This is a genomic window from Brevundimonas sp., from assembly GCF_030704825.1.
Taxonomy (GTDB): Bacteria; Pseudomonadota; Alphaproteobacteria; order Caulobacterales; family Caulobacteraceae; genus Brevundimonas.
This window is the reverse complement of sequence record NZ_JAUYNX010000015.1, coordinates 167844-189503: the sequence shown is the minus strand read 5'-3', so window position 1 is coordinate 189503 and position 21660 is coordinate 167844. Positions and strand designations below refer to the sequence as shown.

Below are 21660 nucleotides of genomic sequence, written 5' to 3'. Positions count from 1 at the left end.
GACCGCAGACACGGGCCTGTCCGCGTGTTAGCTCCCTGCTGAGCATAAGTCCCCGCGAGCGCGCCTTGTCCTTCTTCCACGCCGGTCCAGCGCCGAAAGCCCAGGGGCCGCGCCGCGGCGTCCTGCGCGACGGGCTGGATCTCCAGCCCGGCATGGCGGTCGGCCTGTTCGGCGGCTCCTTCAACCCCGCCCACGACGGCCACGCCCATGTGGCCGAGACGGCCATGCGACGGCTGGGGCTGGACCGGGTCGTCTGGCTGGTGTCGCCGCAGAACCCGCTCAAGGACGCCCGCGACAGCGCCCCGCTGGAAGAGCGCATGGCCTCGGCGCGGGCGGCGGCCAAGCTGGCGGCGGACGGCCGCGCCATGGTCGTCTCGGATTTCGAGACCCGGGCCGGGACGCAATGGACCGTCGACACCCTGCGCGCCCTGACCGCCCGGCACCCGGGCGTGCGCTTCGTCTGGCTGATGGGGTCGGACAACCTGGCCGGCTTCCACCGCTGGCGGGGCTGGACCGACATCATGCGGACCATGCCCGTGGCCGTGATCGCGCGGCCCGGATCGCTGCATCATAGCCGCACCGCGCCCGCCGCTGTCCGCTTCGCTCCGGCGCGCATTCCGACCCGGCAGGCGCGCCTCCTGCCCGGCCTCGCGGCCCCGGCCTGGACATATCTGACAGCCCCGCTGAATCCCCGCTCCTCGACCGCCCTGAGGGCCGCGCGTGACGCCGCCGCGCATTTGTGATAGACTGCGCCTTTAGTAATCTCCCTGGAGCCCTCCGCTGACCCCCTCGCCCGCGCACGATGCGCAAGACGCCGCCGTTTCCAACACGGCGCACGAGATGGACGAATTCGAACCCATCCGCTCCGAAGACGGTCCGCAGGCTCCCCTTCCCGTCGGCTCCACCGCTCTGGAAACGGCCATTCTGTCGCGTCTCGACGACGACAAGGCCCAGGACATCGTCCTCATCGACCTGAGGGGCAAGAGCCCCATGGCCGACACAATGATCATCGCCTCGGGGCGGTCGCACCGTCACGTCGGCGCCCTGGCCGACCACCTTCAGCGCGCGCTGAAGGAACAGGGTCTGGGCAAGGTCAAGGTCTCGGGCCTGCCGCACTGCGACTGGGTGCTGCTGGATGCGGGCGACGTCATCGTCCACCTGTTCCGCCCCGAGGTGCGCGCCTTCTACAACATCGAGAAGATCTGGTCGGTCGAGAGCGGCCACCGCGTCGACGCGCGCGCCTGATCTCCTGACCTCCTGACCTCCCGGTCCTGAACCCATGAAGCTGGCCGTCATCGCCATCGGCAAGCCGGGGCGGGGACCCGAGGCTGTGCTGGCGGCCGACTACGCCGAACGCGCCACCATGGCCGGGCGGGCCCTCGGCCTCGGTCCGCTGGAGCTGGTCGACCTCGAACCGCGCAAGACCGGCAAGGCCCCGGAGGCCGAACTGATCCTGAAAGCGGCGGAGGGCGCCCATCTGATCGCCTGCGACGAGCGCGGCAAGACCTTCTCCAGCCGCGCCTTCGCGGACCACATCGCCGCCCTGCGCGACCGCGGCGAGCGCCGGCTGGTCTTCGCCATCGGCGGGGCCGACGGCCTGGATGCGAGCGTGCGCGAGGCCGCCGCCTCGACCCTGGCCTTCGGGCCCCAGACCTGGCCGCACGCCCTGGCCCGGGCCATGCTGGCCGAGCAGCTGTATCGCGCCGTGTCCATCCTGGCGGGATCGCCCTATCATCGCGACTGATGCGTTCCCCGGTCCTGATCCTGTGCCTCTGTCTGCTCGCCCTGCCGGTGGCGGCCAGCGCGCGCCAGACGCCCGGGCCGGACGAGGCCGGGCGTCTGCAGGCCGAGTTCCGCGACGAGCGCGCCCGCGCCCGGCGCCTGCGGCAACAGGCCGCCGACGCCGCCGCGGAGATCGCCGGGCTGGAGCGCCGGCTGGCCGCCCTGCGCTCCGCGGTCGGCCAGGATGACGCCGTGATCGCCGGACAGCGGGCCCGGCTGCGCGAGCTGAGCGCGCGCGAGGCGGCGCTGGTGGCCCGGCTGTCGCGGGCGCGCGCGAGCCAGGGCCGGCTGCTGTCCGCCCTGCAGATGATGAGCCGCCGCCCGCCGCCGCCGCTGCTGGTTCCGGCCGACCGGGCGGTGGACACGGTGCGGGCGGCCATACTGATGCGGGCCATGGCCCCGGCGCTGCAGGCCCGGGCCCAGGGACTGGCCGACCGCCAGGCCGAGGTCGTCCGCGTGCGACGGCTCAGCGCCCTGAACAGCGAGCGATTGTTCACCACCGAGAGCGCCCGCGGCGACCGTCGCGCCGCGATCGAGGCGCTGACGGCCCGCACGGCCGCGCTTCAGGCGGTGCTGAAGGCCGAGGCCGAGGGCGCCGAACGCGCCACCCGCGTGCTGGAGGCCCGGTTGCGGTCGCTGGGGGCGGCCGTGCCGCCCCCCGGAACCGAGGCGGAACCCGCCGTGGCGCGCCTGCCGGCCGGCCGCAGCCGCCTGACCCCCCCGGTCGCGGGCGCGCCCTCGCGGCGCTTCGGCCGGGAGTCCGCCGGCTGGCGCTGGCGCGCCGACCGGACCGGGGTCCGCGCCCCGGCGGCCGGGACGGTGGCCTTCGCCGGGCCGCTCAGCGGCTGGGGCCAGGTGGTGATCCTGGATCTCGGCCCCGGCTGGCGGGCGGTTATCTCGGGGCTCGACGAGGTCTCGGTCGAGGCCGGGGCGCGGGTCGCCGACGGCCAGATCCTGGGCCGCACCGGAGAGGACGGCGAGGCGGCGTTCGAGTTGCGCCGCGACGACCGGCCGATCGATCCGGCCCCGTGGTTGCGCCAGGGGTGAAACCGCTTTCCAACCGCCGATGACGCTGATTTTATCCGGGAACCGCCGATCGGCCACGATTTCGTCGTCGGTCGGCCCGTATCTGCATTGACCAAGGGCCGCCTTCCCGGTCCGCCGCCTGTTCGTTGAAAGAGACCCGATGCGTAAGCTGCTTCTGATGGGCGCCGCCGCCGTGACCCTGGTCGGCGTGGGGGCCGCGACCGCCGTGGGCCAGACGCCCCGCAACGAGGCCTTCCGCATGCTGGCCCTGTTCGGCGACGTGCTGGGCATCGTCGAACAGGCCTATGTGGTGCCGGTTGACGACAAGAAACTGATCGAGGCGGCGCTGCAGGGCATGATGGGGGCGCTGGACCCCCATTCCAACTATCTGCCGCCGGACGGCTACGGGGAACTGCAGGAGCGCACCTCGGGGGCCTATTCGGGCGTCGGCCTGACCATCCAGTCCGAGGCCGGGCTGGTGAAGGTGATCTCGCCCATGGACGGCGGACCGGCGGCGCGGGCCGGCGTCAACGCCGGCGACGTCATCTCCTCGATCGAGGGCCAGAGCGCGGCGGGCCTGACCGTCAGCCAGGTGTCGGAAAAGCTGCGCGGCGCGGTCGGCACCTCGGTCAGGGTCACTTTCCTGCGCGACGGCGAGGAGCCGCGCGAGGTCGTCCTGACGCGGGAGGTCATCAAGATCGAATCCGTCACCGGCCGGATCGAGGGCGAATTCGGCTATCTGCGCGTCTCGACCTTCAACGAGAACACCGGCCGCGAACTGGGCGAGACCATCGCCCGGCTGAAGGCCGAGAACCCGGCGATCAAGGGCTATGTGCTCGACCTGCGCAACAACGGCGGCGGCCTGCTGGACGCGGCCATCGCGGTGTCGGACGCCTTCCTCGAGCGTGGCGAGATCGTCAGCCAGCGGGGGCGGAAGGCCGATCAGATCCTGCGCTACGGCGCGCGGCCGGGCGACCTGACCGGCGGCCTGCCCGTGGTGGTGCTGATCAACTACGGCTCGGCCTCGGCCTCGGAGATCGTGGCCGGCGCGCTGCAGGACCATCGGCGGGCGACCGTCGTGGGCCTGACCAGTTTCGGCAAGGGCTCGGTGCAGACGGTCATTCCCCTGCGCAACGGCGCCGACGGGGCCCTGTCGATCACCACGGCGCGCTATTTCACGCCCTCGGGGGCCTCGATCCAGAAGATCGGCATCGAGCCGGATCTGGAAGTCTCCCGCTCGGCGGACGAGGCGCGGATCGTGTCGCGCTCCAACTTCATCTATTCCGAGGCCGCCTACGCCACCGCCCTGGACTCCTCCATCGGGGCCGAGCGCAAGGGGCCGCACACGCCGCGCGAGGCCCCCGGCGAGGCCTATGACGAGGACAAGGACTACCAGCTGGAACGGGCCCTCGACGTGTTGCGCGCCGGCGGCGACCTGACGCAGCTGGCGGCGGCGCCCGAGGGCGTCGTGGTCACCCCGCCCGGCACGGCCCTGGCCGCGACCGAGCCGGATCCCGCCCCGGAAAACTGACGCTCCATGACTAACGGCGCGTTAGGCTTTCTTAACCGACGCCCGCCACTGTGAGCTTCGAAGGAGTCCGCTTCGCGGACCCCCGTTCGAGCGTCCAGTCCTGCCCATGTTCGCCAAACGCCAGTCCGTCCTCGCCGCCACCGCCGGAGCGCCTCCGGCGCGCCGGTCGATGCGCGACAATCTCGCCCCGATCCGCCGCATCCTCAAGAAGCCGCCCGTCGCCGTGGCCGGGGCGGGCCTGCTGCTGCTCGCCGCCGCCGCCCTGTTCGTCACCGTGCTGGGCGATCCCCGCGCCGGGGCGCCCTCGGCCCGCGCCGCCCTGACCCGCGAGGTCGCGGCCGCGGCGCCGCCGCCGACCGGTCTGGAAGCCTTCTCCATGGGCGCCTACGGCTCGTGGCAGGACCTGACCGGTGAGGCCGGGGCGACCGACCCGGCGCTGGCGGGCGACGCCGTCATCACCCTGCCCAACGGCGCCACCGTGTCCGGAGACGGGACGCCCGTGACCGCCCCGCGCGTCGCCGCCCAGCCCCTGCCCGCCGCCCCCATCGCCGGCCTCAGCCAGCCTGGTCCGAACGGCCCCCTGCCGGTCATCGCCAGCGACGGCCGCGTGCCCGCCCAGGCCTATGCCCGCCCGTTCCGCGCCAACGGCCGGCCACGCGTGGCCCTGATCGTCGGCGGCCTCGGCCTGAACGCCGTCACCACCCGCGCCGCCATCGAGCGGCTGCCGGCCGAGGTGACGCTGAGCTTCGTGCCCTATGCCGAGGGCCTGCAGGGCTGGATCGACCTGGCCCGCGCCCAGGGCCACGAGGTGATGCTTGAGATGCCGATGGAGCCCACCGGCTATCCCGACAACGATCCGGGCCCCTACACCCTGCTGGCCTCGGGCCAGCCGGCCGACATCCAGGCCCGGATGAACTGGCTGCTGGGTCGCGCGACCGGCTATTTCGGCGTCACCAACTATATGGGCGACCGGTTCGCGACCTCGGACGCGGGCATGACCGCCTTCCTCGGCATCCTGCGCCAGCGCGGCGTCGCCTTCCTCGACGACGGCTCGATGAGCCGCCGCCCCGGCGCCTGGGCCCGGGCCAGCGCCAACCGCATCATCGACGAGCAGCAGACCCCGACCGCCATCGTCGGCCAGCTGAACGCGCTGGAGGCCCTGGCCAAGGCCCGTGGCCAGGCCATGGGCACGGGCTTCAGCTATCCGGTCACGGTCGAGGCCGTGGCCCGCTGGACGGCCGAGCTGGAGGCCCGCGGCCTGCAGCTGGCTCCGGCGTCGGCGATGACCCAGCGGCCGGGGCGGTAGATAAACCGGGGCGGCCTCGTTAAGGGACGCCATGGCCGAGCCCGACCTCTCCCGCTACCGCCCCAACGTCGGCGTGGTGCTGTTCCATCCGGACGGCCGCGTCTGGTACGGCCGTCGGGCGGGCCAGCCCGGGCCGCACAACTGGCAATTCCCGCAGGGCGGCGTCGATGACGGCGAGGATCTGGAGACGGCGGCCCGACGCGAACTGGCCGAAGAGACCGGGGTGACCTCGGCCGAGCTGCTGGCCCGGACGGAGGAATGGATCGCCTATGATTTTCCTGCGGACTACGGCGGGTCCAAGGCCGCGCGCGGCTGGTCGGGCCAGAAACAGCAGTGGTTCGCCTTCCGCTTCACCGGCGACGAGTCCGAGATCGATCTGGAGGCCCATGGCGAGATCGAGTTCGACGCCTGGCGCTGGGGCCGTCTGGACGAGGCCCCTGACCTGATCGTGCCGTTCAAGCGGGCGTCCTATGAGCAGGTGGTGGCGGTATTCGCGCCGCTGGTCATCTGATCATTAGCATGGATCAGTAAGCAGTCGCTTTTTCCTCAAAACGAGTAACCTGGTTAAGCGTGTCTGATTTCGTATCGTGGCATGTCATTGTCATGATGTCCCCCGAAGAGTGTCGGTTGAAATCCGCCCAGTGTGAAATCAGCGCCGATCAAAGCTCCGAGCCGGGATTGCGGGACACATGGTTGCGCCTCGCGCACGACTGGCAGGACATGGCGAACGACGTCGACGCCCGGGCGACGACCGCACGCCTGATGGACGCACGACGGACCATGAAAGCGCCGCCCTGACCCTGGATGGGGCGAAATCGGCCCTGGAGCGTTACGGTGCAGGCGGCGAGAGTCCCGTTGACCGGAAGCGCATGTGCCGAACCCCTGGACCATGAAGATGGAACAGTTCACCGCCTTTTCCGATGCGGAGCGGCGGCGGCTGGACGAACTGGTCTCCGACCGGCGGGAGCGTCACGCTATCCGGGAAGACATCATCGCCGACGGCGCCCACTCACCCGACTGCCATGTGATCCTGTCGGGCCTGGCCTGCCGCTACAAGATCCTGCCCGACGGGACGCGTCAGATCATGGCCTTCCTGATCCCCGGCGACCTCTGCGACGCGGAGATATTCATCCTCAAGGTGATGGACCACGGGGTCGCGGCCATGACCCCGACCGTCACCGCCCTGGTGTCGGCCGAGGACATGAAGGCCATGCTGCGCGAGACCGGCTGCCTGGGCGAAGCCCTGTGGTGGGGCACGATGACCGACCTGGGCGTGCTGCGCGAACGGATCATCGATCACGGCCGCCGCAACGCCTATGAGCGGATCGCCCATCTGCTCTATGAAATGCTGGTCCGCTACCGGATGGTCGAACTGACCCGGGACGACAGTTTCGACTTCCCCATCACCCAGACCGACCTGGCGGACGCCACGGGGCTGACCCCGGTGCACGCCAACCGCACCCTGCAGAAGTTGCGCGGCGATGGCCTGATCGAAACCTCGGGCAAGACCATCCGGGTGTGCGATCCCCCGCGCCTCAAGGATGTGGCCCAGTTCAACGGGGCCTATCTGCATCTGGACCGGGTGCATGAACCGGCGCGGGTAGGCCAGCGGCCAGGCGACCTCGTCTAGACGAAGACCCCGGCGGCCGGCGTCAGGCCGCGACGCAGCGTTCCGGTCGATGCACCCGTTTCGTCGAGGCGGGATTCTTCGCCATCAGATGCGCCGGCCGGATCGGGCGGGCGACGAAGCCCCCGCCGCAGTTGGGGCAGACGCCTTTCAGCACTCCGTCCACGCAATCCGCACAGAAGGTGCATTCGAAGGTGCAGATGCGGGCGTCCGGGCTGTCAAACGGCAGGTCGCGGTCGCAGCATTCGCAGTTGGGGCGGAGTTCGAGCATGGGGCCTCCCGGTGAGGAAGCGAAAGCTAGTCCGGCGCGCGATTGCGGCCAAGGGCCAGCTGGACCAGGCCATAGACCGCCACCAGCGCCCAGGCGCCTTCCATCAGCACCGCCGACAGGTTGAAGTCGAAATACAGCGACACGAGGATCAGCAGGGCGCCCGTCAGGTTGAGCAGCAGGGAGGGCGCGCGGGTCGGATCCAGCCTCTTCGACGTGGCGCCGGCATAGGCGATCAAAATGCACAGGACGCCGACGACGCCGAGAAGGTCAGGGAGGATCATGGCCGCACCCTAGCCCCTGGCGCCCGCGACAACCACCGGCGGGAGCCGGGCGCCGGGCCGGGCGGCGTCAACGAGGTGCCTTGTCATCCCGGAAGCGCCACAGGCGCTATCCGGGACGGGACCGGCTTCCCAAAACGAAAACTCCCGGGCAGCTCGTAGAGCTGAACCGGGAGACAGGTCGCCTCATCCCTGCTCCCGGACAGGCGCGCTGCGCCTTCCGGGAGGGACTGTTTCGGTGGACGACGCGTCCCCGATAGCCGCTGCGCGGCTTCGGGGATGACAAGCTTCTACGCCGCGGCCAGTTCCGAGGCCTGTTCGGCCAGGATGGTCAGGCCGGCCGGGGTCACGTCGGCGAAACCGCCGTGGACCTCGAACTGGCGGCGCGAACCGCCGTCGATGACCGTGACCACGCCTTCGCGCAGGGCCGTCATGAACGGGGCGTGGTCGGCCAGGACGCCGAAATCGCCCTCGACGCCCGGCGCGTCGACCTGGTCGACGAGGCCGTTGAAGACCTCCCGCTCGGGCGAGACGAGGGAAAAGGAGAGTTTGGAAGCCATGTCAGGGGGCCTGTCTCTGACCGAGCTGGACGACGCCGGTTGCGACGTCGCCGCTGTGGTCTCTGTTCAATGCGAAGAGGGGGACAGCTTCGCTGTCCTCGGAAACGATACCGTAGAGAGCTCCGGATCCGGCCTCGGAGGCCGGAAAATCCTGAAGTTTCGCGCCGCCAAACGTGCCCTCAAGCTCGTTGGCCAATGCATCCCTGGCCAGCGCACCCCCACCACCCGGCAAATTGACTTGCACGAAGCAGGAGGTGGATGTCGGGCTGAGGTCGATGATCACACTGGTTTGTCGATTCACACGGGCGCCGAACAATGAAAGTCCGCCCGTCGTCAGCGGATCCGTTCGCATGGCCACCCAATCATCCGATGCCGGGTTCAGCGCATGGGGAATGAGCGCTCGACCAGTGACCTGCTCGGCGCAGTAGCCGAGCACGGCCTCCCGATACATCGCCTTGGCGGCCGGCACGTCGACCATCGTGGTCTGCGCTGCGCTCGATCCCGCAATCAGCGAAATCAAGGCGGCGGACCCGATTGTCGACGCCCGGATCATTGGATCAGGCCGCCTCGGCGGCGAGCTTCTGGGCCTTCTCGACGGCTTCCTCGATGGCGCCGACCATGTAGAAGGCCGCTTCCGGCAGGTGGTCGTATTCGCCGGCGACGATGCCCTTGAACGAGCGGATGGTGTCTTCCAGCGAGACGAATTTGCCGTCGGCGCCGGTGAACTGCTCGGCCACGAAGAAGGGCTGCGACAGGAAGCGCTGGATCTTGCGGGCGCGCGAGACGATCAGCTTGTCCTCTTCCGACAGCTCGTCCATGCCCAGGATGGCGATGATGTCCTTCAGCGCCTTGTACTGCTGCAGGACTTCCTGGACCGAACGGGCGACGCGGTAGTGCTCCTCGCCGATGACCAGCGGGTCCATGATCCGCGAGGTCGAGTCCAGCGGGTCCACGGCCGGGAAGATGGCCTGGGCGGCGATGTCGCGGCTCAGCACGGTCGTGGCGTCAAGGTGGGCGAACGAGGCGGCGGGGGCCGGGTCGGTCAGGTCGTCGGCGGGCACGTAGATGGCCTGGACCGAGGTGATCGAGCCCTTCTTGGTCGAGGTGATGCGCTCCTGCAGATTGCCCATTTCGGTGGCCAGGGTCGGCTGATAGCCCACGGCCGAGGGGATGCGGCCCAGCAGGGCGGACACTTCCGAACCGGCCTGGGTGAAGCGGAAGATGTTGTCGACGAACAGCAGGACGTCCTTGCCCTCTTCGTCGCGGAAATACTCGGCCTGGGCCAGGCCGGTCAGGGCCACGCGGGCGCGGGCGCCGGGAGGCTCGTTCATCTGGCCGTAGACCAGGGCGCATTTGGAGCCCTCGGTCGAACCGCCGTTCTTGGTCGGGTCCACGTTGACGTTGGACTCGATCATCTCGTGGTACAGGTCGTTGCCTTCACGGGTGCGCTCGCCCACGCCGGCCAGAACCGAATAGCCGCCGTACGCCTTGGCGATGTTGTTGATCAGCTCCTGCATGGTCACGGTCTTGCCCACGCCGGCGCCGCCGAACAGGCCGATTTTGCCGCCCTTGGTGTAGGGGCACATCAGGTCGATGACCTTGATCCCCGTGACGAGGATTTCCGACGACGTCGACTGCTCCTCGAAGCTCGGGGCCTCGCGGTGGATCGGACGGTACATGGTGGTCTTGATCGGGCCCTGTTCATCGATCGGCGCGCCGACGACGTTCATGATCCGGCCGAGGGTGCCGGGGCCGACCGGAGCCAGGATCGAGGTGCCGGTGTCGACCACGGCCTGGCCGCGGGTCAGGCCTTCCGAGGTGTCCATGGCGATGGTGCGGACCATGTTCTCGCCGAGGTGCTGGGCGACCTCGAGCACCAGGGTGAACGGCTTGCCGGTCTTCTGGTCGATGTTCTGCGTCTCGAGGGCGTTGAGGATGGCCGGCAGCTGGCCGGTGAACTCGACGTCCACGACGGCGCCGATGACCTGGGCGATCCGGCCCACGCCGGTGCCGGCCGTATAGGCGGCGTTGCCGGTCGCGGCGGCGGCCCCCGAAACGTTCTTGGGAGCCTTGGAAGCGGCGGGCTTCCGGGCGGCGGGTTTCTTGGCGGTGGTGTCGGTCATCGGTTCGTTCCGTTCGGAAGGTCGTGCTTGGCGTGTATCTGGGCGTATCTGGGCGGGGTTCGGATCAGAGGGCTTCGGCGCCGGCGATGATCTCGATCAGTTCGGTGGTGATCTGGGCCTGCCGTTTGCGGTTGTACTGCAGGGTCAGGCTGTTGATCAGGTCGCCCGCATTGCGCGTGGCGTTGTCCATGGCGCCCATCTGGGCCCCGAAGAAGCTGGCCTGGTTCTCGTACAGGGCGGCCAGCACCTGGGTGGTGATGTTGCGCGGCAGCAGGGTCTCGAGGATTTCCTCTTCCGAGGGTTCGTATTCGTAGGTCGCGCCGTTCAGGTCGATCGGCGGGGCGTCGCCGTCGACGACCGCCGGGATCAGCTGCTTCGGCGTCGGCACCTGGGCGATGACCGACTGGAAGCGGCTGTAGAACAGGGTCACGACGTCGGCGTTGCCGGCCTCGAACTCCTCGGCGATCAGGGCCGCGATGGGCTCCGCCGCCGGCATTCCGATGACCTTGTGGTCCGACATCTCGAACGTCTTCACCAGCCGGTCGCCATAGACGCGGCTCAGGCCGTCGCGGACCTTGCGGCCCACGGCGATGATCCGAACGTCCTTGCCCTCGGCCAGCAGCGCCTTGATGCGCTCGCGCGCGGCGCGGATGACGTTGGTGTTGAACCCGCCGGCCAGACCCTTGTCGCCGGTGGCGACGACGATCAGGTGCTTCTGGTCCCGACCCGTGCCCGCCAGCAGCTTCGGCGCCCCGTCGCCGGACACGCCGGCGGCGAGGTTGGCGATCACCGCCGCCATCTTGCGGGCGTAGGGACGCGCGCTCTCGGCCTGGTCCTGGGCGCGCTTCAGCTTGGCCGCGGCGACCATGTTCAGGGCCTTCGTGATCTTCTGCGTGGACTTCACGCTTCCGATCCGATTGCGCATTTCCTTGAGGCTGGCCATCCGGGGCTACTCTCTCGCTATCCGGTCGGGGCTCAGGCGAAGGTCTTGAGGAAGGCGTCCAGCACCGACTTCAGCTCGGTCTCGAGCTCCGGCGTCAGGTCCTTCTTGGCGCGGATGCCGTCCAGCAGGCCGGCGTTCGACGACTTGATGCGGGCCAGCAGCTCGCTCTCGAAACGGCCGATGTCGCCCACCGCGATGCCGTCCAGATAGCCGCGCGTGCCGGCGTAGACCGAGACGACCTGCTCCTCCATGGTCAGCGGGCTGTACTGGGGCTGCTTCAGCAGCTCGGTCAGGCGCGCGCCGCGGGCCAGCAGCTTCTGGGTCGAGGCGTCGAGGTCGGAGCCGAATTTCGCGAAGGCGGCCATTTCCCGATACTGGGCCAGCTCGCCCTTGATCGAGCCGGCGACCTTCTTCATCGCCTTGGTCTGGGCCGAGGAGCCCACGCGCGACACCGAGATGCCGACGTTCACGGCCGGGCGGATGCCCTGGTAGAACAGGTCGGACTCGAGGAAGATCTGGCCGTCGGTGATGGAGATGACGTTGGTCGGGATGTAGGCCGAGACGTCGTTGGCCTGGGTCTCGATCAGCGGCAGGGCGGTCATCGAGCCCGAGCCATAGTCGCCGTTCAGCTTGGCCGAACGCTCCAGCAGGCGGCTGTGCAGATAGAAGACGTCGCCCGGATAGGCTTCGCGGCCCGGCGGACGGCGCAGCAGCAGGGACATCTGGCGATACGCGACAGCCTGCTTGGACAGGTCGTCATAGACGATCAGGGCGTGCATGCCGTTGTCGCGGAAGAACTCGCCCATGGCCGTGCCCGAGAACGGGGCCAGGAACTGCAGCGGGGCCGGCTCCGACGCCGTGGCGGCGACGACGATGGTGTAGTCCAGGGCGCCGCGCTCCTCGAGCGTCTTGACGATCTGGGCCACGGTCGAGCGCTTCTGGCCGATGGCGACGTAGATGCAGTACAGCTTCTCGCCTTCCGAGGCGGCGGCGGCGTTGGTGCTCTTCTGGTTCAGGATGGTGTCGATGGCGACGGCGGTCTTGCCGACCTGACGGTCGCCGATGATCAGTTCGCGCTGGCCGCGGCCGATCGGGATCAGGGTGTCGATGGCCTTCAGGCCGGTCTGCATCGGCTCGTGCACCGACTTGCGCGGGATGATGCCCGGCGCCTTGACGTCGACGCGGCGGCGCTCGGTGAGCTGGATCGGGCCCTTGCCGTCGATCGGCTCGCCCAGCGGGTTGACGACGCGGCCCAGCAGGCCCTTGCCGACCGGCACGTCCACGATCTCGCCCAGACGGCGGACCTCGTCGCCCTCGGCGATCTGGTTGTCCTGGCCGAAGATCACGGCGCCGACGTTGTCGCGCTCGAGGTTCAGGGCCATGCCCTTCACGCCGGCCTTGGGGAATTCGATCATCTCGCCGGCCTGGACATTGTCCAGACCGTGGATGCGGGCGATGCCGTCGCCGACCGACAGCACCTGGCCGACGTCGGACACGTCGGCTTCGACGCCGAAGGAGGCGATCTGCGACTTGAGGATGGCCGAGATTTCGGCGGCGCGGATGTCCATGACAGGCTCTCTGTTATCGTCTTGTCGGCGCGACCCCGTCGGAGCCGCGAACGTGGGGGGTCAGGCGCGTTTAAGCGCAAACTTCATCTGGTCGAGTTTGGTCTTCAGCGAGGCGTCGAACAGCTTCGAGCCGACCTTGACCTTGAGGCCGCCCAGGATCGACGGATCGACGCGGGCGGTCATCTCCGGATCCTTGCCCAGCGAGGTGCGGAGCGCGGTCTGGATGGATTTCATCTGGGCGGCGGTCAGGGCCTGGGCCGAGACGATCTCGGCGGCGACCACGCCCGTCTTCTTCGCATACAGAAGGTCGAAGCCGGCGATCACCGCGGTCAGGTCGCGCGCGCGGCCGTTCTGGGCCAGCAGGCCGAGGAAGTTGCGGGTGACGCCGTTGAACTTCGCCTTGTCGGCGATGGCTGTGAGGCCCTTCTGCTGGTCCTCGGACGCCATGACCGGCGACTGGGCCAGACGGCGCAGGTCGGCGCTCTCGTTCCAGGCCGCGCGCAGCGAGGCCAGGTCGGCGCGGACGGCGTCCAGAACGCCCGTCTCGTCAGCGAGGTCGAACAGCGCCTGTGCGTAGCGCTCGCCGACTTCCGTCGTCCTGTAGTCGTCAGCCACTTGTCATGTCCGCGCGGTTGGCGTTCGGGTTGGCGACCGGCGGCGTATCCGCGCCAGTCAAAGGTCTGAAATGCTTTGAGAAAGCACTTGGGGGGCGCGTCTTGCAACGCACCCTCCGGCTCAGCCGGGCGCCTGATAGCACCGTAACCCCCCGACCGCAACCGAGGCGGTCGGCCGCAGGGCGCCGGGGCGAAACCGGATTTGACGTGGCGGCCGGCGGCCGGGCGGGAGAGAATGGGGCCGCCCCAGTTCGCCCGGATGCCCCCGATGACTCTCGCCCGGATCGCCGCCGCCCTCGCCGCCCTCGTCCTCGTGACGGCCGCGCCCGCCGCGGCCGCCGGGGATCCGGCCGGGTTCCGGGTGATGAGCTACAACATCCGGGTCGACGTCCCGGCCGACAATCCGGCCTGGGTCGAGCGCCGCCCCCACATGGCGGCCCAGATCGCCTTCCTCGATCCGGACCTGCTCGGCGTGCAGGAGGCGCAGCCCCACATGGTCGACTGGCTGGCCGGCCAGTTGCCGGCGTACGACCACTACGGCGTCGGCCGCGACGACGGCCTCGTGGGCGAGAGCGCTGCGCTGTTCTGGCGGCGCGACCGGTACGAGCGCCTCAGCGCGGAAACCTTCTGGTGTTCGCCCACGCCCGACCGGCCGTCGAAGGGCTGGGACGCGGCTTATCCCCGCACCGTCACCCGGGTGGTGTTGCGCGACCGGCGCGACGGCCGGCTGCTGGACGTGCGCAACACCCATTTCGACCATGTCGGCGTCGTCGCGCGCGAGCAGTGCGCGGTTCTGGTCGCGGGCATGACGCCGGCCCGGGTCGACGGCGCGTCGGCCGAGGTGGTGCTGATGGGCGACTTCAACACCGGGCCCGACACCGCGCCGTACCGCCGCATCGTCGCCTCGGGCCTGCGCGACGCCCGCGCGATCAGCCCCGTGACCTTCGGACCCGCCGGCACCTTCAACGCCTTCGACATCGCCAGCGACAACCAGGGCGTCGCCATCGACCACGTCTTCGTCAGCTCGGGCCTGTCCGTGCAGCGGTTCGCCGTGCCGACGGACTCCTTCGGCGGCCGGGTGATCTCGGACCATTTCCCGGTCGTCGCGGACCTGGTTCCGGCCGCGCCCTGACCGGTTCCTAGTGCGCGGCCGTCTTCTTCGCCCGGTTGCGGTGATAGGCCTGGTTCAGCAGCTCGACGCCCAGCGAGAAGGCGATGGCGAAATACAGATAGCCGCGCGGGATGTGGAAGCCGAAGCCGTCGGCCACCAGCGCCACGCCCACCAGCAGGATGAACGACAGGGCCAGGATCTTGGTCGTCGGCGCCTTGTCGATGAAGTCGGCGACCGGCTTGGCGGCGAACAGCATGACCAGGGTCGACAGCACCACCGCCGTGATCATCACCCAGACCAGATCGGTCATGCCGACGGCCGTGATCACGCTGTCCAGCGAGAAGACCACATTGATCACGGCGATCTGGGCCAGCACCGCGCCCATCGCCGTGGCCTTGCCCACCACCGTGTTCTGGTCGTGGTCGCCCTCGACCGAGTGGTGGACCTCCATCGTGCCCTTGGCGAGCAGGAACAGGCCGCCCGCGATCAGCACCAGACTCTCGATGGTGAAGTCATGGCCGAAGGCGCTGAACAGCGAGGCCTCCATATGGGTCAGCAGCGCCAGGCCGAACAGCATGACGATGCGCATGACCATGGCCATCCACAGGCCGATCTGCCGCGCCCGGCTCTGCTTGTCCGCCGGCAGGCGGGCCACCGACACGGCCAGGAAGACGATGTTGTCGATCCCCAGCACGATCTCGAGGAAGGTCAGGGCGAGGAGGCTGGTCAGGGCCTCGGCGGTGAAAATCTCGAGCATGATCGTTCCTCGGCGGTCGGCGTTCTATACGAAGCGCCGCGACGCTTCGTCCATAGGGCCCGCCTTGCTGGACAGCGACCCGGCGGCTAGGACGAACGACTGGTTTCTGGAGACGATCCCCCGATGTTCGAAGGCATTGCCGGCCTGCTGACCGATCCCGCCGCCTGGGCGGCCCTGATCACCCTGGTGGTCATGGAGGTGGTGCTGGGCATCGACAATCTGATCTTCATCTCGATCCTGTCGAACAAGCTGCCGCCCGAGCATCGCCAGCGCACCCGCCGCATCGGCATCGGCCTGGCCCTGGTCATGCGGCTGGGCCTGCTGGCCACCATCGGCTGGATCGTCGGCCTGACCCGACCGGTGTTCGATCTCGGTCTCGCCGGCGCGGGCTGGGACACGGCCTTCAGCTGGCGCGACCTGATCCTGATCGCCGGCGGCCTGTTCCTGGTCTGGAAGGCGACGACCGAGGTCCACCACGCCGTCGACACCAGCATCGGCGACGACCTGCTGGAGAAGAACAAGACCACGGCCGTCATCAACAACGTCGGGGCCGCCATCGGCCAGATCATCCTGCTGGACCTGGTGTTCTCGATCGACTCCATCCTGACCGCTGTCGGCATGACCGACCATGTGCCGATCATGATGGTCGCCGTGGTCATCGCCGTCATCGCCATGCTGGTCGCCTCCGACCCGCTGGCGGACTTCATCGACAAGAACCCGACCATCGTCATGCTGGCCCTCGGCTTCCTGCTGATGATCGGGATGGTGCTGATCGCCGACGGCTTCGGCGTCCATGTGCCCAAGGGCTATATCTACGCCGCCATGGCCTTCTCGGCCCTGGTGGAGGGGCTGAACATGATGGGCCGCGCCGCGTCGGCGAAGAAGGCCGCGGCCCTCGCGGCCCGCCAGGCGGCGCTGAACAAGGCCGAGACGGCCGAACCCGGGGTCTGACCATGCGGGGGGCCGCCCTTCTTCTCATCGCGCTGCTGACGCCCCTGCCGGCGGCGGCGCAGACGACGCCCCCGCCCGTTCCCGCATCGGCCCCGGCCCCGGCCCCCGTCCCGGTCTACGGCTTCGAGGTGGTGCGGAGCTTTCCACATGACCCCGGCGCCTTCACCCAGGGGTTGGCGTTCCGCGATGGCGTCCTGCTCGAAAGCACCGGCCGCCGTCCCTCGACCGTGCGTCGGGTGCGGCTCGAGGACGGGGCGGTGCTGCAGCGGCGCGACCTGGACCCGGCCCATTTCGGCGAGGGCCTGACCGACATCGGCGATCGGGTCGTGACCCTGACCTGGACCAGCGGCAAGGCCTTCGTCTGGGACGCCGACGATCTGGAGCCGCGCGGCGAGTTCGCCTATGCGGGCGAGGGCTGGGGCCTGACCGACGACGGCGACCGGCTGATCCTGTCGGACGGCACGGCGGCGCTGCGCTTCTTCGACCCGGAGACCCTGGCCGAGACCGGTCGCGTCGCCGTCACCCTCGACGGCCGGCCCTTGCGCCGGATCAACGAACTGGAGTGGATCGACGGCGAGGTCTTCGCCAATATCTGGCAATCCGACATCATCGTCCGCATCGACCCGGCCACCGGCGTGGTGACGGGCGTCATCGACCTGGCCGGATTGATGCCGGACCGGAGCGGGCTGGACCCGACCGACGCGGTGCTGAACGGCATCGCCTGGGACGCGGAGGGCCGGCGTCTGTTCGTCACCGGCAAGAACTGGCCGACCTTGTTCGAGATCCGGTTGACGGAGCCGCGCTGACCGTCCGGCGGCCTGCGCGCGGGTTTGGGCGTGCGCGCTAAAAATTTCCAGACACAGCAATTTTCTCGACCCGCCTGTTGTTTTTCCACGCCTTTCCGGAAATGCAGCGTCATTTGCGCGCCGCATGTAGGCCCCGTGCGAGACTCCGGCCCATCCCGTCGAAGGGGAGGGCGTCGGATCCACGTTCTCGATGACGGCGGGCTGTGGTCGAGCGATGAAGCCCGGGGGATGGAGACCCCGGGGGTCCTTGAGGACGTCGATGGATGGCGTCGCCTGCTCGCCGCGCGCCGCTGGATGCGGACCGCTGGCGTCGGATGACGCCATGTCCGCCCCGCGTCGGGATCGGCAACGGTTCCGGCGGATGATCCGGCAAGGCCCGAATGTCAGGGCCGCCAGCCGGAGAGCGCGTGGAAAACGACCGCGCGGGGCTGTCTGTCTCGTCGAAACGGTAAAAACATTCAAGCACCGGGCGAGGCCCGGCCGCCCTGCACCCTCCCCGACCTTTCCGGCATCCCCGCCGGAGAGCGAAGACCCATGCCTTCTCACTCCGGAACAAATGAGGCACAAGGCCGCCATGCTCGCCGACTCGATCCTGACCCCGCCGCCTGCGCCGTCCCTCGCCGACGCCCGCGCGACGCTGGAGCGGGTCTGGGGCCATGGCGACTTCCGCGGGCTGCAGGCGGACGTGGTCGCCGAGATTCTCGCCGGCCGCGACGTGCTGGCCGTGCTGCCGACCGGCGGCGGCAAGTCGGTCTGCTACCAGATCCCGGCCATGCTGCGGCCCGGCCTCGGCCTCGTCGTCTCGCCCCTGATCGCCCTGATGACCGACCAGGTCGAGGCGCTGAAACAGCAGGGCGTCGCCGCCGCGCGGCTCGATTCCGGCGTTTCCATGGACGACCGCTCGGCTATCTGGCGTCAGGCGAAGGCCGGCGAGCTCGACCTGCTCTATGTCTCGCCCGAGGGACTGGCCCAGCCGCATCTGACCGACCGGCTGCGCGACCTGCCGCTGAGCCTGATCGCCATTGACGAGGCCCACTGCGTCTCACAATGGGGACATGACTTCCGCCCCGACTATCGCACCCTCGGCCGGCTCGCCGAACTCTTCCCCGGCGTCCCCCGCATCGCCGTCACCGCCACCGCCGACGCCCGCACCCGCGAGGACATCGTCCGCTCCCTGCGGCTCGAGGGGGCGAAGGTCATCGTCGACAGCTTCGCCCGTCCGAACCTGCAGCTCTCGGCCGTGCGCAAGGAGAACGCCTCGCGGGCCCGGACCGACGCCGCCGTCATCGATCTGGTGCGCCAGCGGCGCGGCAAGTCGGGCGTGGTCTACTGCGGCTCGCGCGACGGCTGCGAGCGCGTCGCCGACGCCCTCAAGTCCGCCGGGACCAACGCCATCGCCTATCACGCCGGCATGGACGCCCGCGACCGTGACCGCCGGCTGGAGCGCTTCCTGGCCGAGGACGGCGCGGTCATGGTCGCCACCATCGCCTTCGGCATGGGCGTCGACAAGGCCGACGTCCGCTTCGTCATCCACGCCGATCCGCCCGGTTCGCTGGAGGCCTACTGGCAGGAGATCGGCCGCGCCGGCCGCGACGGCGAGCCCGCCGAGGGCATCACCCTGTACGGCCCGTCCGACATCGCCTGGACCCTGAAGCGCCTCGACGGCCGCCCCATGGCCGAGGAGGTCAAGGCGGTGCAGGTCAGGAAGGCGCGCCAGCTGTTCGCCATGCTGGACGGCGCGACCTGCCGCCCGCAGACGGTGCGCCGCTATTTCGGCGAGGCGGACGCCCGGCCCTGCGGCGTCTGCGACGTCTGTCTCGACCCGCCCGCCGTGTTCGACGCCACGGTTCAGGCGCAGAAGGCGCTGGCCGCCGTCCAGCGGCTGGGCGAACGCTTCGGCAAGACCCGCGTCATCGACCACCTGCTCGGCAAGACGAAGGAGGTCCAGCCGTGGGAGACCGCCCTGTCGACCTGGGGCATCGGCGCCGACGTCGCCCTGCACACATGGCGCGACGTGGTCGACCATCTGATGTTCGAGGGTCTGCTGGTCGAGGATCCCAACGAGGGCAAGCCGCTGGTCCGCATCGGCGACCCGGAGGCCGTCCGCGCCGTCTATCGCGGCGAACGCGCCGTCGAGGTCCGCCTGACCCCCGCCCGCGTGGTCGGCTCGAAGGAGCGCGTCCGCACCGGGCGTAACGCCGCGCTGGAGACCTTGGACGCCGACGTCCGCGCCCGCTTCGAGACCCTGCGCGCTTGGCGCCGCGACCGGGCGTCCGAACAGCGCGTCCCCCCCTACGTCATCTTCCAGGACAAGACCCTGCTGGAAATCGCCCTCGCCGAGCCCGGAAATCTGGAGACGCTCGGCCACATCTCCGGCGTCGGCCAGACCAAGCTGGACCGCTACGGCAAGGGGGTGCTGGAGGCGCTGCGCAACCTCGGCTAGACAGGGCGACGCCGCAGGGGGAAGCGCACGCATGGCCGAGATCAAGACCTTTGGACCGTTCCGGCTGCTGCGCAGCGATGCGAGCGCCCACATCCAGCTGTACCAGCGGGGCGAACGCCGGAAATCCGGCCGCGGCCTGGCCTTCTGGTTCATGCCCGACGGCGCCTCCATCGCCCAGATGCCGATGGACGACCGCGACCTGCCCTTCCTGTTCAAGAGCCGCTCGCGCGACTTCCAGGAGGTCACGGTCCAGGGCGTGGTGGTCTGGCGGGTCTCGAACCCCGAGGCCATGGCCGACCGCATCGACTTCAGCATCGACCTGCGTCAGGGCGTGCATCTGGGCCGGCCGCTGGACCAGATCGACAGCCTGCTGACCGGCGTGGCCCAGCAGTTCGCCGCCCAGTACCTGGCCGAACTGGACATCGGCGAAATCCTCAGCGCCGGGGTCAAGCCGCTGCACGAGCGCATCGAGCGCGGCCTGTCCGGCTCGGACGGCCTGTCGGGTCTGGGTCTGACCATCGTCGCGGTCCGGGTGGCGGACGTCTCGCCGTCCAGCGAGCTGGAGCGGGCGCTCAAGACCCCGACCTTCGAGCGGCTGCAGCAGCAGGCCGACCAGGCCACCTTCGAGCGCCGCGCCCTCGCGGTCGAAAAGGAACGGGCCATCGCCGAGAACGAGCTGTCGAACGAGATCGAGCTGGCCCGCCGCCAGCGCGAACTGATCGAGCGCGAGGACGACAACGCCCGCGGCCGGGCCCAGGCCGAGGCCGCCTCGAAACAGATCGTCGCCGACGGCGAGGCCCAGCGCATCCGCACCATCCAGCAGGCCCGGGCCGACATGGAACGCACCCGCGTGGCCATCTACAGCGACCAGTCTCCGGCGGTGATCCTGGGCCTCGCCGCCCAGGAATTCGCCGGCAAGCTGCACACCATCGAACATCTGAACATCTCGCCCGAGGTGCTCAGCGCCTTCATCGGCGACGCCCTGCGGTCCGCCCGGACCGGCGGAGCCGAACCGCCCGCGCCCAGGGCCCCGGCCGCGCGTCCGCCGAAGATCTGATCCGATGGGCAGGCTGGCTCCGCGCGCGGTCCTGGTCACGCGCGAAACCGACTGGGAACGGTTGCTCGCCGCCCATTCGACCCGCGAGCAGGTCCGGTTCTTCCTGCGCTCCCGCGGGCAGGACATCGACCGGGTCCAGGCCGGGCACGAGGCCTTCGGCGAAACCGTGCGCCAGGTCCGTCTGGCCATCCCCGACCACTGGCGCGTCGCCCGCGTGGGCCGCGGCGATCTCGACCGCTTCCTGTTCGCGCCGGAAGACATCGTCATCGCCCTGGGCCAGGACGGGCTGGTCGCCAACCTGGCCAAATACGTCTCCGGGCAGCCCGTGCTCGGCGTCAATCCCGACGCCGACGTCAATGAGGGAGTGCTCGTCCCGCTGGCCGCCGCCGACCTGCCGGGGCTTCTGCCGGCCGTCGCCGCCGGCGCGGCGGAGATCGAGCGCCGCACCATGGCCCGGGCGACCCTGGACGACGGCCAGACGCTCGAGGCGCTGAACGAGATCTTCGTCGGCCACCACAGCCACCAGTCGGCCCGCTATCTGATCGCCTATGACGGCATGACGGAGCTTCAGTCCTCGTCCGGCCTGATCGTCTCGACCGGCACCGGCGCGACCGGCTGGGCGCGGTCGATCATGACCGCCACCGGCGAGGGCGTGGCGCCATCGCCGACCGGGCCCGACCTCGCCTTCTTCGTGCGCGAACCCTGGCCCAGCGTGGCCACCGGCGCCGACATCCAGTGGGGGAGGGCGGATACGGCCGCGCCGCTGGTCGTGACCTCGCGGATGAACGACGGAGGCGTCATCTTCGCCGACGGCATCGAGCAGGACCGGCTGGCTTTCGGCTGGGGACGAAAGGTCACGGTGGCGCCGTCGCCGCGGTTCCTGATGCTGGTCCGGCCCGGCTGATC

General features: G+C 69.8%; 24 protein-coding genes. 15 read left to right on the top strand and 9 right to left on the bottom strand.

What is annotated here, in order from left to right:
* Positions 1-65 precede the first annotated feature (65 nt).
* From Q8Q71_RS08750 to Q8Q71_RS08710, 9 genes are all read left to right on the top strand, one after another.
* Complete coding sequence (locus tag Q8Q71_RS08750) at positions 66-743, top strand: nicotinate-nucleotide adenylyltransferase (RefSeq protein WP_305759200.1); 678 nt, start codon at positions 66-68, stop codon at positions 741-743.
* Positions 744-840: 97 nt separating this feature from the next.
* The gene (rsfS, locus tag Q8Q71_RS08745; RefSeq protein ID WP_300468242.1) at positions 841-1245 is read left to right on the top strand and encodes a ribosome silencing factor; all 405 of its coding nucleotides are present in this window, start codon (positions 841-843) and stop codon (positions 1243-1245) included.
* A gap of 34 nt (positions 1246-1279) precedes the next feature.
* Entirely contained in the window at positions 1280-1744 is a 465-nt protein-coding gene (gene rlmH / locus Q8Q71_RS08740; protein WP_305759199.1) for a 23S rRNA (pseudouridine(1915)-N(3))-methyltransferase RlmH, read from the top strand.
* The gene (locus tag Q8Q71_RS08735) at positions 1744-2829 is read left to right on the top strand and encodes a murein hydrolase activator EnvC (RefSeq protein ID WP_305759198.1); all 1086 of its coding nucleotides are present in this window, start codon (positions 1744-1746) and stop codon (positions 2827-2829) included. The genes rlmH and Q8Q71_RS08735 overlap by 1 nt, the downstream gene beginning before the upstream one ends.
* 139 nt (positions 2830-2968) lie before the next feature.
* Positions 2969-4339 carry a S41 family peptidase gene (locus tag Q8Q71_RS08730; RefSeq protein WP_305759197.1) on the top strand — a complete coding sequence of 457 codons (1371 nt, stop codon included), beginning with the start codon at positions 2969-2971 and terminating at the stop codon, positions 4337-4339.
* A gap of 106 nt (positions 4340-4445) precedes the next feature.
* Complete coding sequence (locus tag Q8Q71_RS08725; RefSeq protein WP_305759196.1) at positions 4446-5645, top strand: divergent polysaccharide deacetylase family protein; 1200 nt, start codon at positions 4446-4448, stop codon at positions 5643-5645.
* 31 nt (positions 5646-5676) lie between these two features.
* Positions 5677-6156, top strand: a complete 480-nt coding sequence (locus Q8Q71_RS08720) for an RNA pyrophosphohydrolase (protein WP_305759195.1) — start codon at positions 5677-5679, stop codon at positions 6154-6156.
* A gap of 116 nt (positions 6157-6272) precedes the next feature.
* Complete coding sequence (locus Q8Q71_RS08715) at positions 6273-6443, top strand: hypothetical protein (protein ID WP_305759194.1); 171 nt, start codon at positions 6273-6275, stop codon at positions 6441-6443.
* Between the two features lie 97 nt (positions 6444-6540).
* Positions 6541-7275 carry a Crp/Fnr family transcriptional regulator gene (locus Q8Q71_RS08710; protein ID WP_305759193.1) on the top strand — a complete coding sequence of 245 codons (735 nt, stop codon included), beginning with the start codon at positions 6541-6543 and terminating at the stop codon, positions 7273-7275.
* Between the two features lie 22 nt (positions 7276-7297).
* Here the strand turns inward: Q8Q71_RS08710 and Q8Q71_RS08705 are convergent, their stop codons facing one another.
* From Q8Q71_RS08705 to Q8Q71_RS08670, 8 genes are all read right to left on the bottom strand, one after another.
* Positions 7298-7543 (bottom strand): DUF1272 domain-containing protein, encoded by a 246-nt coding sequence (locus Q8Q71_RS08705; protein WP_305759192.1) that lies wholly within the window; start codon positions 7541-7543, stop codon positions 7298-7300.
* Positions 7544-7569: 26 nt separating this feature from the next.
* Entirely contained in the window at positions 7570-7824 is a 255-nt protein-coding gene (locus Q8Q71_RS08700; RefSeq protein WP_305759191.1) for a hypothetical protein, read from the bottom strand.
* 287 nt (positions 7825-8111) lie between these two features.
* On the bottom strand, positions 8112-8381 hold the full coding sequence (locus tag Q8Q71_RS08695) for an ATP synthase F1 subunit epsilon (RefSeq protein WP_305759190.1): 270 nt from the start codon (positions 8379-8381) through the stop codon (positions 8112-8114).
* Position 8382: 1 nt separating this feature from the next.
* Complete coding sequence (locus tag Q8Q71_RS08690) at positions 8383-8901, bottom strand: hypothetical protein (protein ID WP_305759189.1); 519 nt, start codon at positions 8899-8901, stop codon at positions 8383-8385.
* Between the two features lie 37 nt (positions 8902-8938).
* Positions 8939-10504: a F0F1 ATP synthase subunit beta gene (gene atpD, locus Q8Q71_RS08685; RefSeq protein WP_305759188.1), complete on the bottom strand. Its 1566-nt coding sequence runs from the start codon at positions 10502-10504 to the stop codon at positions 8939-8941.
* Positions 10505-10568: 64 nt separating this feature from the next.
* Entirely contained in the window at positions 10569-11447 is an 879-nt protein-coding gene (locus Q8Q71_RS08680) for a F0F1 ATP synthase subunit gamma (RefSeq protein WP_305759187.1), read from the bottom strand.
* Positions 11448-11479: 32 nt separating this feature from the next.
* A complete protein-coding gene (gene atpA, locus Q8Q71_RS08675; RefSeq protein WP_305759186.1) occupies positions 11480-13015 on the bottom strand; it encodes a F0F1 ATP synthase subunit alpha in 1536 nt (511 codons plus the stop codon).
* A gap of 60 nt (positions 13016-13075) precedes the next feature.
* The gene (locus tag Q8Q71_RS08670; RefSeq protein WP_305759185.1) at positions 13076-13630 is read right to left on the bottom strand and encodes a F0F1 ATP synthase subunit delta; all 555 of its coding nucleotides are present in this window, start codon (positions 13628-13630) and stop codon (positions 13076-13078) included.
* A 267-nt stretch (positions 13631-13897) separates the two neighbouring features.
* On the opposite strand from Q8Q71_RS08670, the gene Q8Q71_RS08665 reads away from it, so the two are divergent.
* Positions 13898-14761: an endonuclease/exonuclease/phosphatase family protein gene (locus Q8Q71_RS08665; RefSeq protein WP_305759184.1), complete on the top strand. Its 864-nt coding sequence runs from the start codon at positions 13898-13900 to the stop codon at positions 14759-14761.
* A 7-nt stretch (positions 14762-14768) separates the two neighbouring features.
* Here Q8Q71_RS08665 and Q8Q71_RS08660 read toward each other — a convergent pair whose 3' ends face one another.
* Positions 14769-15497 carry a TerC family protein gene (locus Q8Q71_RS08660; protein WP_305759183.1) on the bottom strand — a complete coding sequence of 243 codons (729 nt, stop codon included), beginning with the start codon at positions 15495-15497 and terminating at the stop codon, positions 14769-14771.
* Positions 15498-15620: 123 nt separating this feature from the next.
* Between Q8Q71_RS08660 and Q8Q71_RS08655 the strand changes: the two genes are divergently transcribed.
* The 5 genes from Q8Q71_RS08655 to Q8Q71_RS08635 all read left to right on the top strand — a co-directional run bounded on the left by Q8Q71_RS08655 (position 15621) and on the right by Q8Q71_RS08635 (position 21658).
* Positions 15621-16448, top strand: a complete 828-nt coding sequence (locus Q8Q71_RS08655) for a TerC family protein (RefSeq protein WP_305759182.1) — start codon at positions 15621-15623, stop codon at positions 16446-16448.
* Positions 16449-16450: 2 nt separating this feature from the next.
* Positions 16451-17254 carry a glutaminyl-peptide cyclotransferase gene (locus tag Q8Q71_RS08650; protein ID WP_305759181.1) on the top strand — a complete coding sequence of 268 codons (804 nt, stop codon included), beginning with the start codon at positions 16451-16453 and terminating at the stop codon, positions 17252-17254.
* Positions 17255-17810: 556 nt separating this feature from the next.
* Positions 17811-19697, top strand: a complete 1887-nt coding sequence (gene recQ, locus Q8Q71_RS08645; protein WP_305759180.1) for a DNA helicase RecQ — start codon at positions 17811-17813, stop codon at positions 19695-19697.
* 31 nt (positions 19698-19728) lie between these two features.
* Positions 19729-20754, top strand: a complete 1026-nt coding sequence (locus Q8Q71_RS08640) for an SPFH domain-containing protein (RefSeq protein ID WP_305759179.1) — start codon at positions 19729-19731, stop codon at positions 20752-20754.
* 4 nt (positions 20755-20758) lie between these two features.
* Positions 20759-21658, top strand: coding sequence for a hypothetical protein (locus Q8Q71_RS08635; protein ID WP_305759178.1), 900 nt, complete (start codon positions 20759-20761; stop codon positions 21656-21658).
* Positions 21659-21660 lie beyond the last annotated feature (2 nt).

What these genes read in the sequence shown, in the direction of transcription:
- rsfS (WP_300468242.1), top strand. Translation starts at nt 841, where the DNA reads ATGGACGAATTCGAACCCATCCGCTCCGAAGACGGTCCGCAGGCTCCC.
- rlmH (WP_305759199.1), top strand. Translation starts at nt 1,280, where the DNA reads ATGAAGCTGGCCGTCATCGCCATCGGCAAGCCGGGGCGGGGACCCGAG.
- Q8Q71_RS08735 (WP_305759198.1), top strand. Translation starts at nt 1,744, where the DNA reads ATGCGTTCCCCGGTCCTGATCCTGTGCCTCTGTCTGCTCGCCCTGCCG.
- Q8Q71_RS08730 (WP_305759197.1), top strand. Translation starts at nt 2,969, where the DNA reads ATGCGTAAGCTGCTTCTGATGGGCGCCGCCGCCGTGACCCTGGTCGGC.
- Q8Q71_RS08725 (WP_305759196.1), top strand. Translation starts at nt 4,446, where the DNA reads ATGTTCGCCAAACGCCAGTCCGTCCTCGCCGCCACCGCCGGAGCGCCT.
- Q8Q71_RS08720 (WP_305759195.1), top strand. Translation starts at nt 5,677, where the DNA reads ATGGCCGAGCCCGACCTCTCCCGCTACCGCCCCAACGTCGGCGTGGTG.
- Q8Q71_RS08710 (WP_305759193.1), top strand. Translation starts at nt 6,541, where the DNA reads ATGGAACAGTTCACCGCCTTTTCCGATGCGGAGCGGCGGCGGCTGGAC.
- Q8Q71_RS08705 (WP_305759192.1), bottom strand. Translation starts at nt 7,543, where the DNA reads ATGCTCGAACTCCGCCCCAACTGCGAATGCTGCGACCGCGACCTGCCG.
- Q8Q71_RS08700 (WP_305759191.1), bottom strand. Translation starts at nt 7,824, where the DNA reads ATGATCCTCCCTGACCTTCTCGGCGTCGTCGGCGTCCTGTGCATTTTG.
- Q8Q71_RS08695 (WP_305759190.1), bottom strand. Translation starts at nt 8,381, where the DNA reads ATGGCTTCCAAACTCTCCTTTTCCCTCGTCTCGCCCGAGCGGGAGGTC.
- atpD (WP_305759188.1), bottom strand. Translation starts at nt 10,504, where the DNA reads ATGACCGACACCACCGCCAAGAAACCCGCCGCCCGGAAGCCCGCCGCT.
- Q8Q71_RS08680 (WP_305759187.1), bottom strand. Translation starts at nt 11,447, where the DNA reads ATGGCCAGCCTCAAGGAAATGCGCAATCGGATCGGAAGCGTGAAGTCC.
- atpA (WP_305759186.1), bottom strand. Translation starts at nt 13,015, where the DNA reads ATGGACATCCGCGCCGCCGAAATCTCGGCCATCCTCAAGTCGCAGATC.
- Q8Q71_RS08665 (WP_305759184.1), top strand. Translation starts at nt 13,898, where the DNA reads ATGACTCTCGCCCGGATCGCCGCCGCCCTCGCCGCCCTCGTCCTCGTG.
- Q8Q71_RS08660 (WP_305759183.1), bottom strand. Translation starts at nt 15,497, where the DNA reads ATGCTCGAGATTTTCACCGCCGAGGCCCTGACCAGCCTCCTCGCCCTG.
- Q8Q71_RS08655 (WP_305759182.1), top strand. Translation starts at nt 15,621, where the DNA reads ATGTTCGAAGGCATTGCCGGCCTGCTGACCGATCCCGCCGCCTGGGCG.
- Q8Q71_RS08650 (WP_305759181.1), top strand. Translation starts at nt 16,451, where the DNA reads ATGCGGGGGGCCGCCCTTCTTCTCATCGCGCTGCTGACGCCCCTGCCG.
- recQ (WP_305759180.1), top strand. Translation starts at nt 17,811, where the DNA reads ATGAGGCACAAGGCCGCCATGCTCGCCGACTCGATCCTGACCCCGCCG.
- Q8Q71_RS08640 (WP_305759179.1), top strand. Translation starts at nt 19,729, where the DNA reads ATGGCCGAGATCAAGACCTTTGGACCGTTCCGGCTGCTGCGCAGCGAT.
- Q8Q71_RS08635 (WP_305759178.1), top strand. Translation starts at nt 20,759, where the DNA reads ATGGGCAGGCTGGCTCCGCGCGCGGTCCTGGTCACGCGCGAAACCGAC.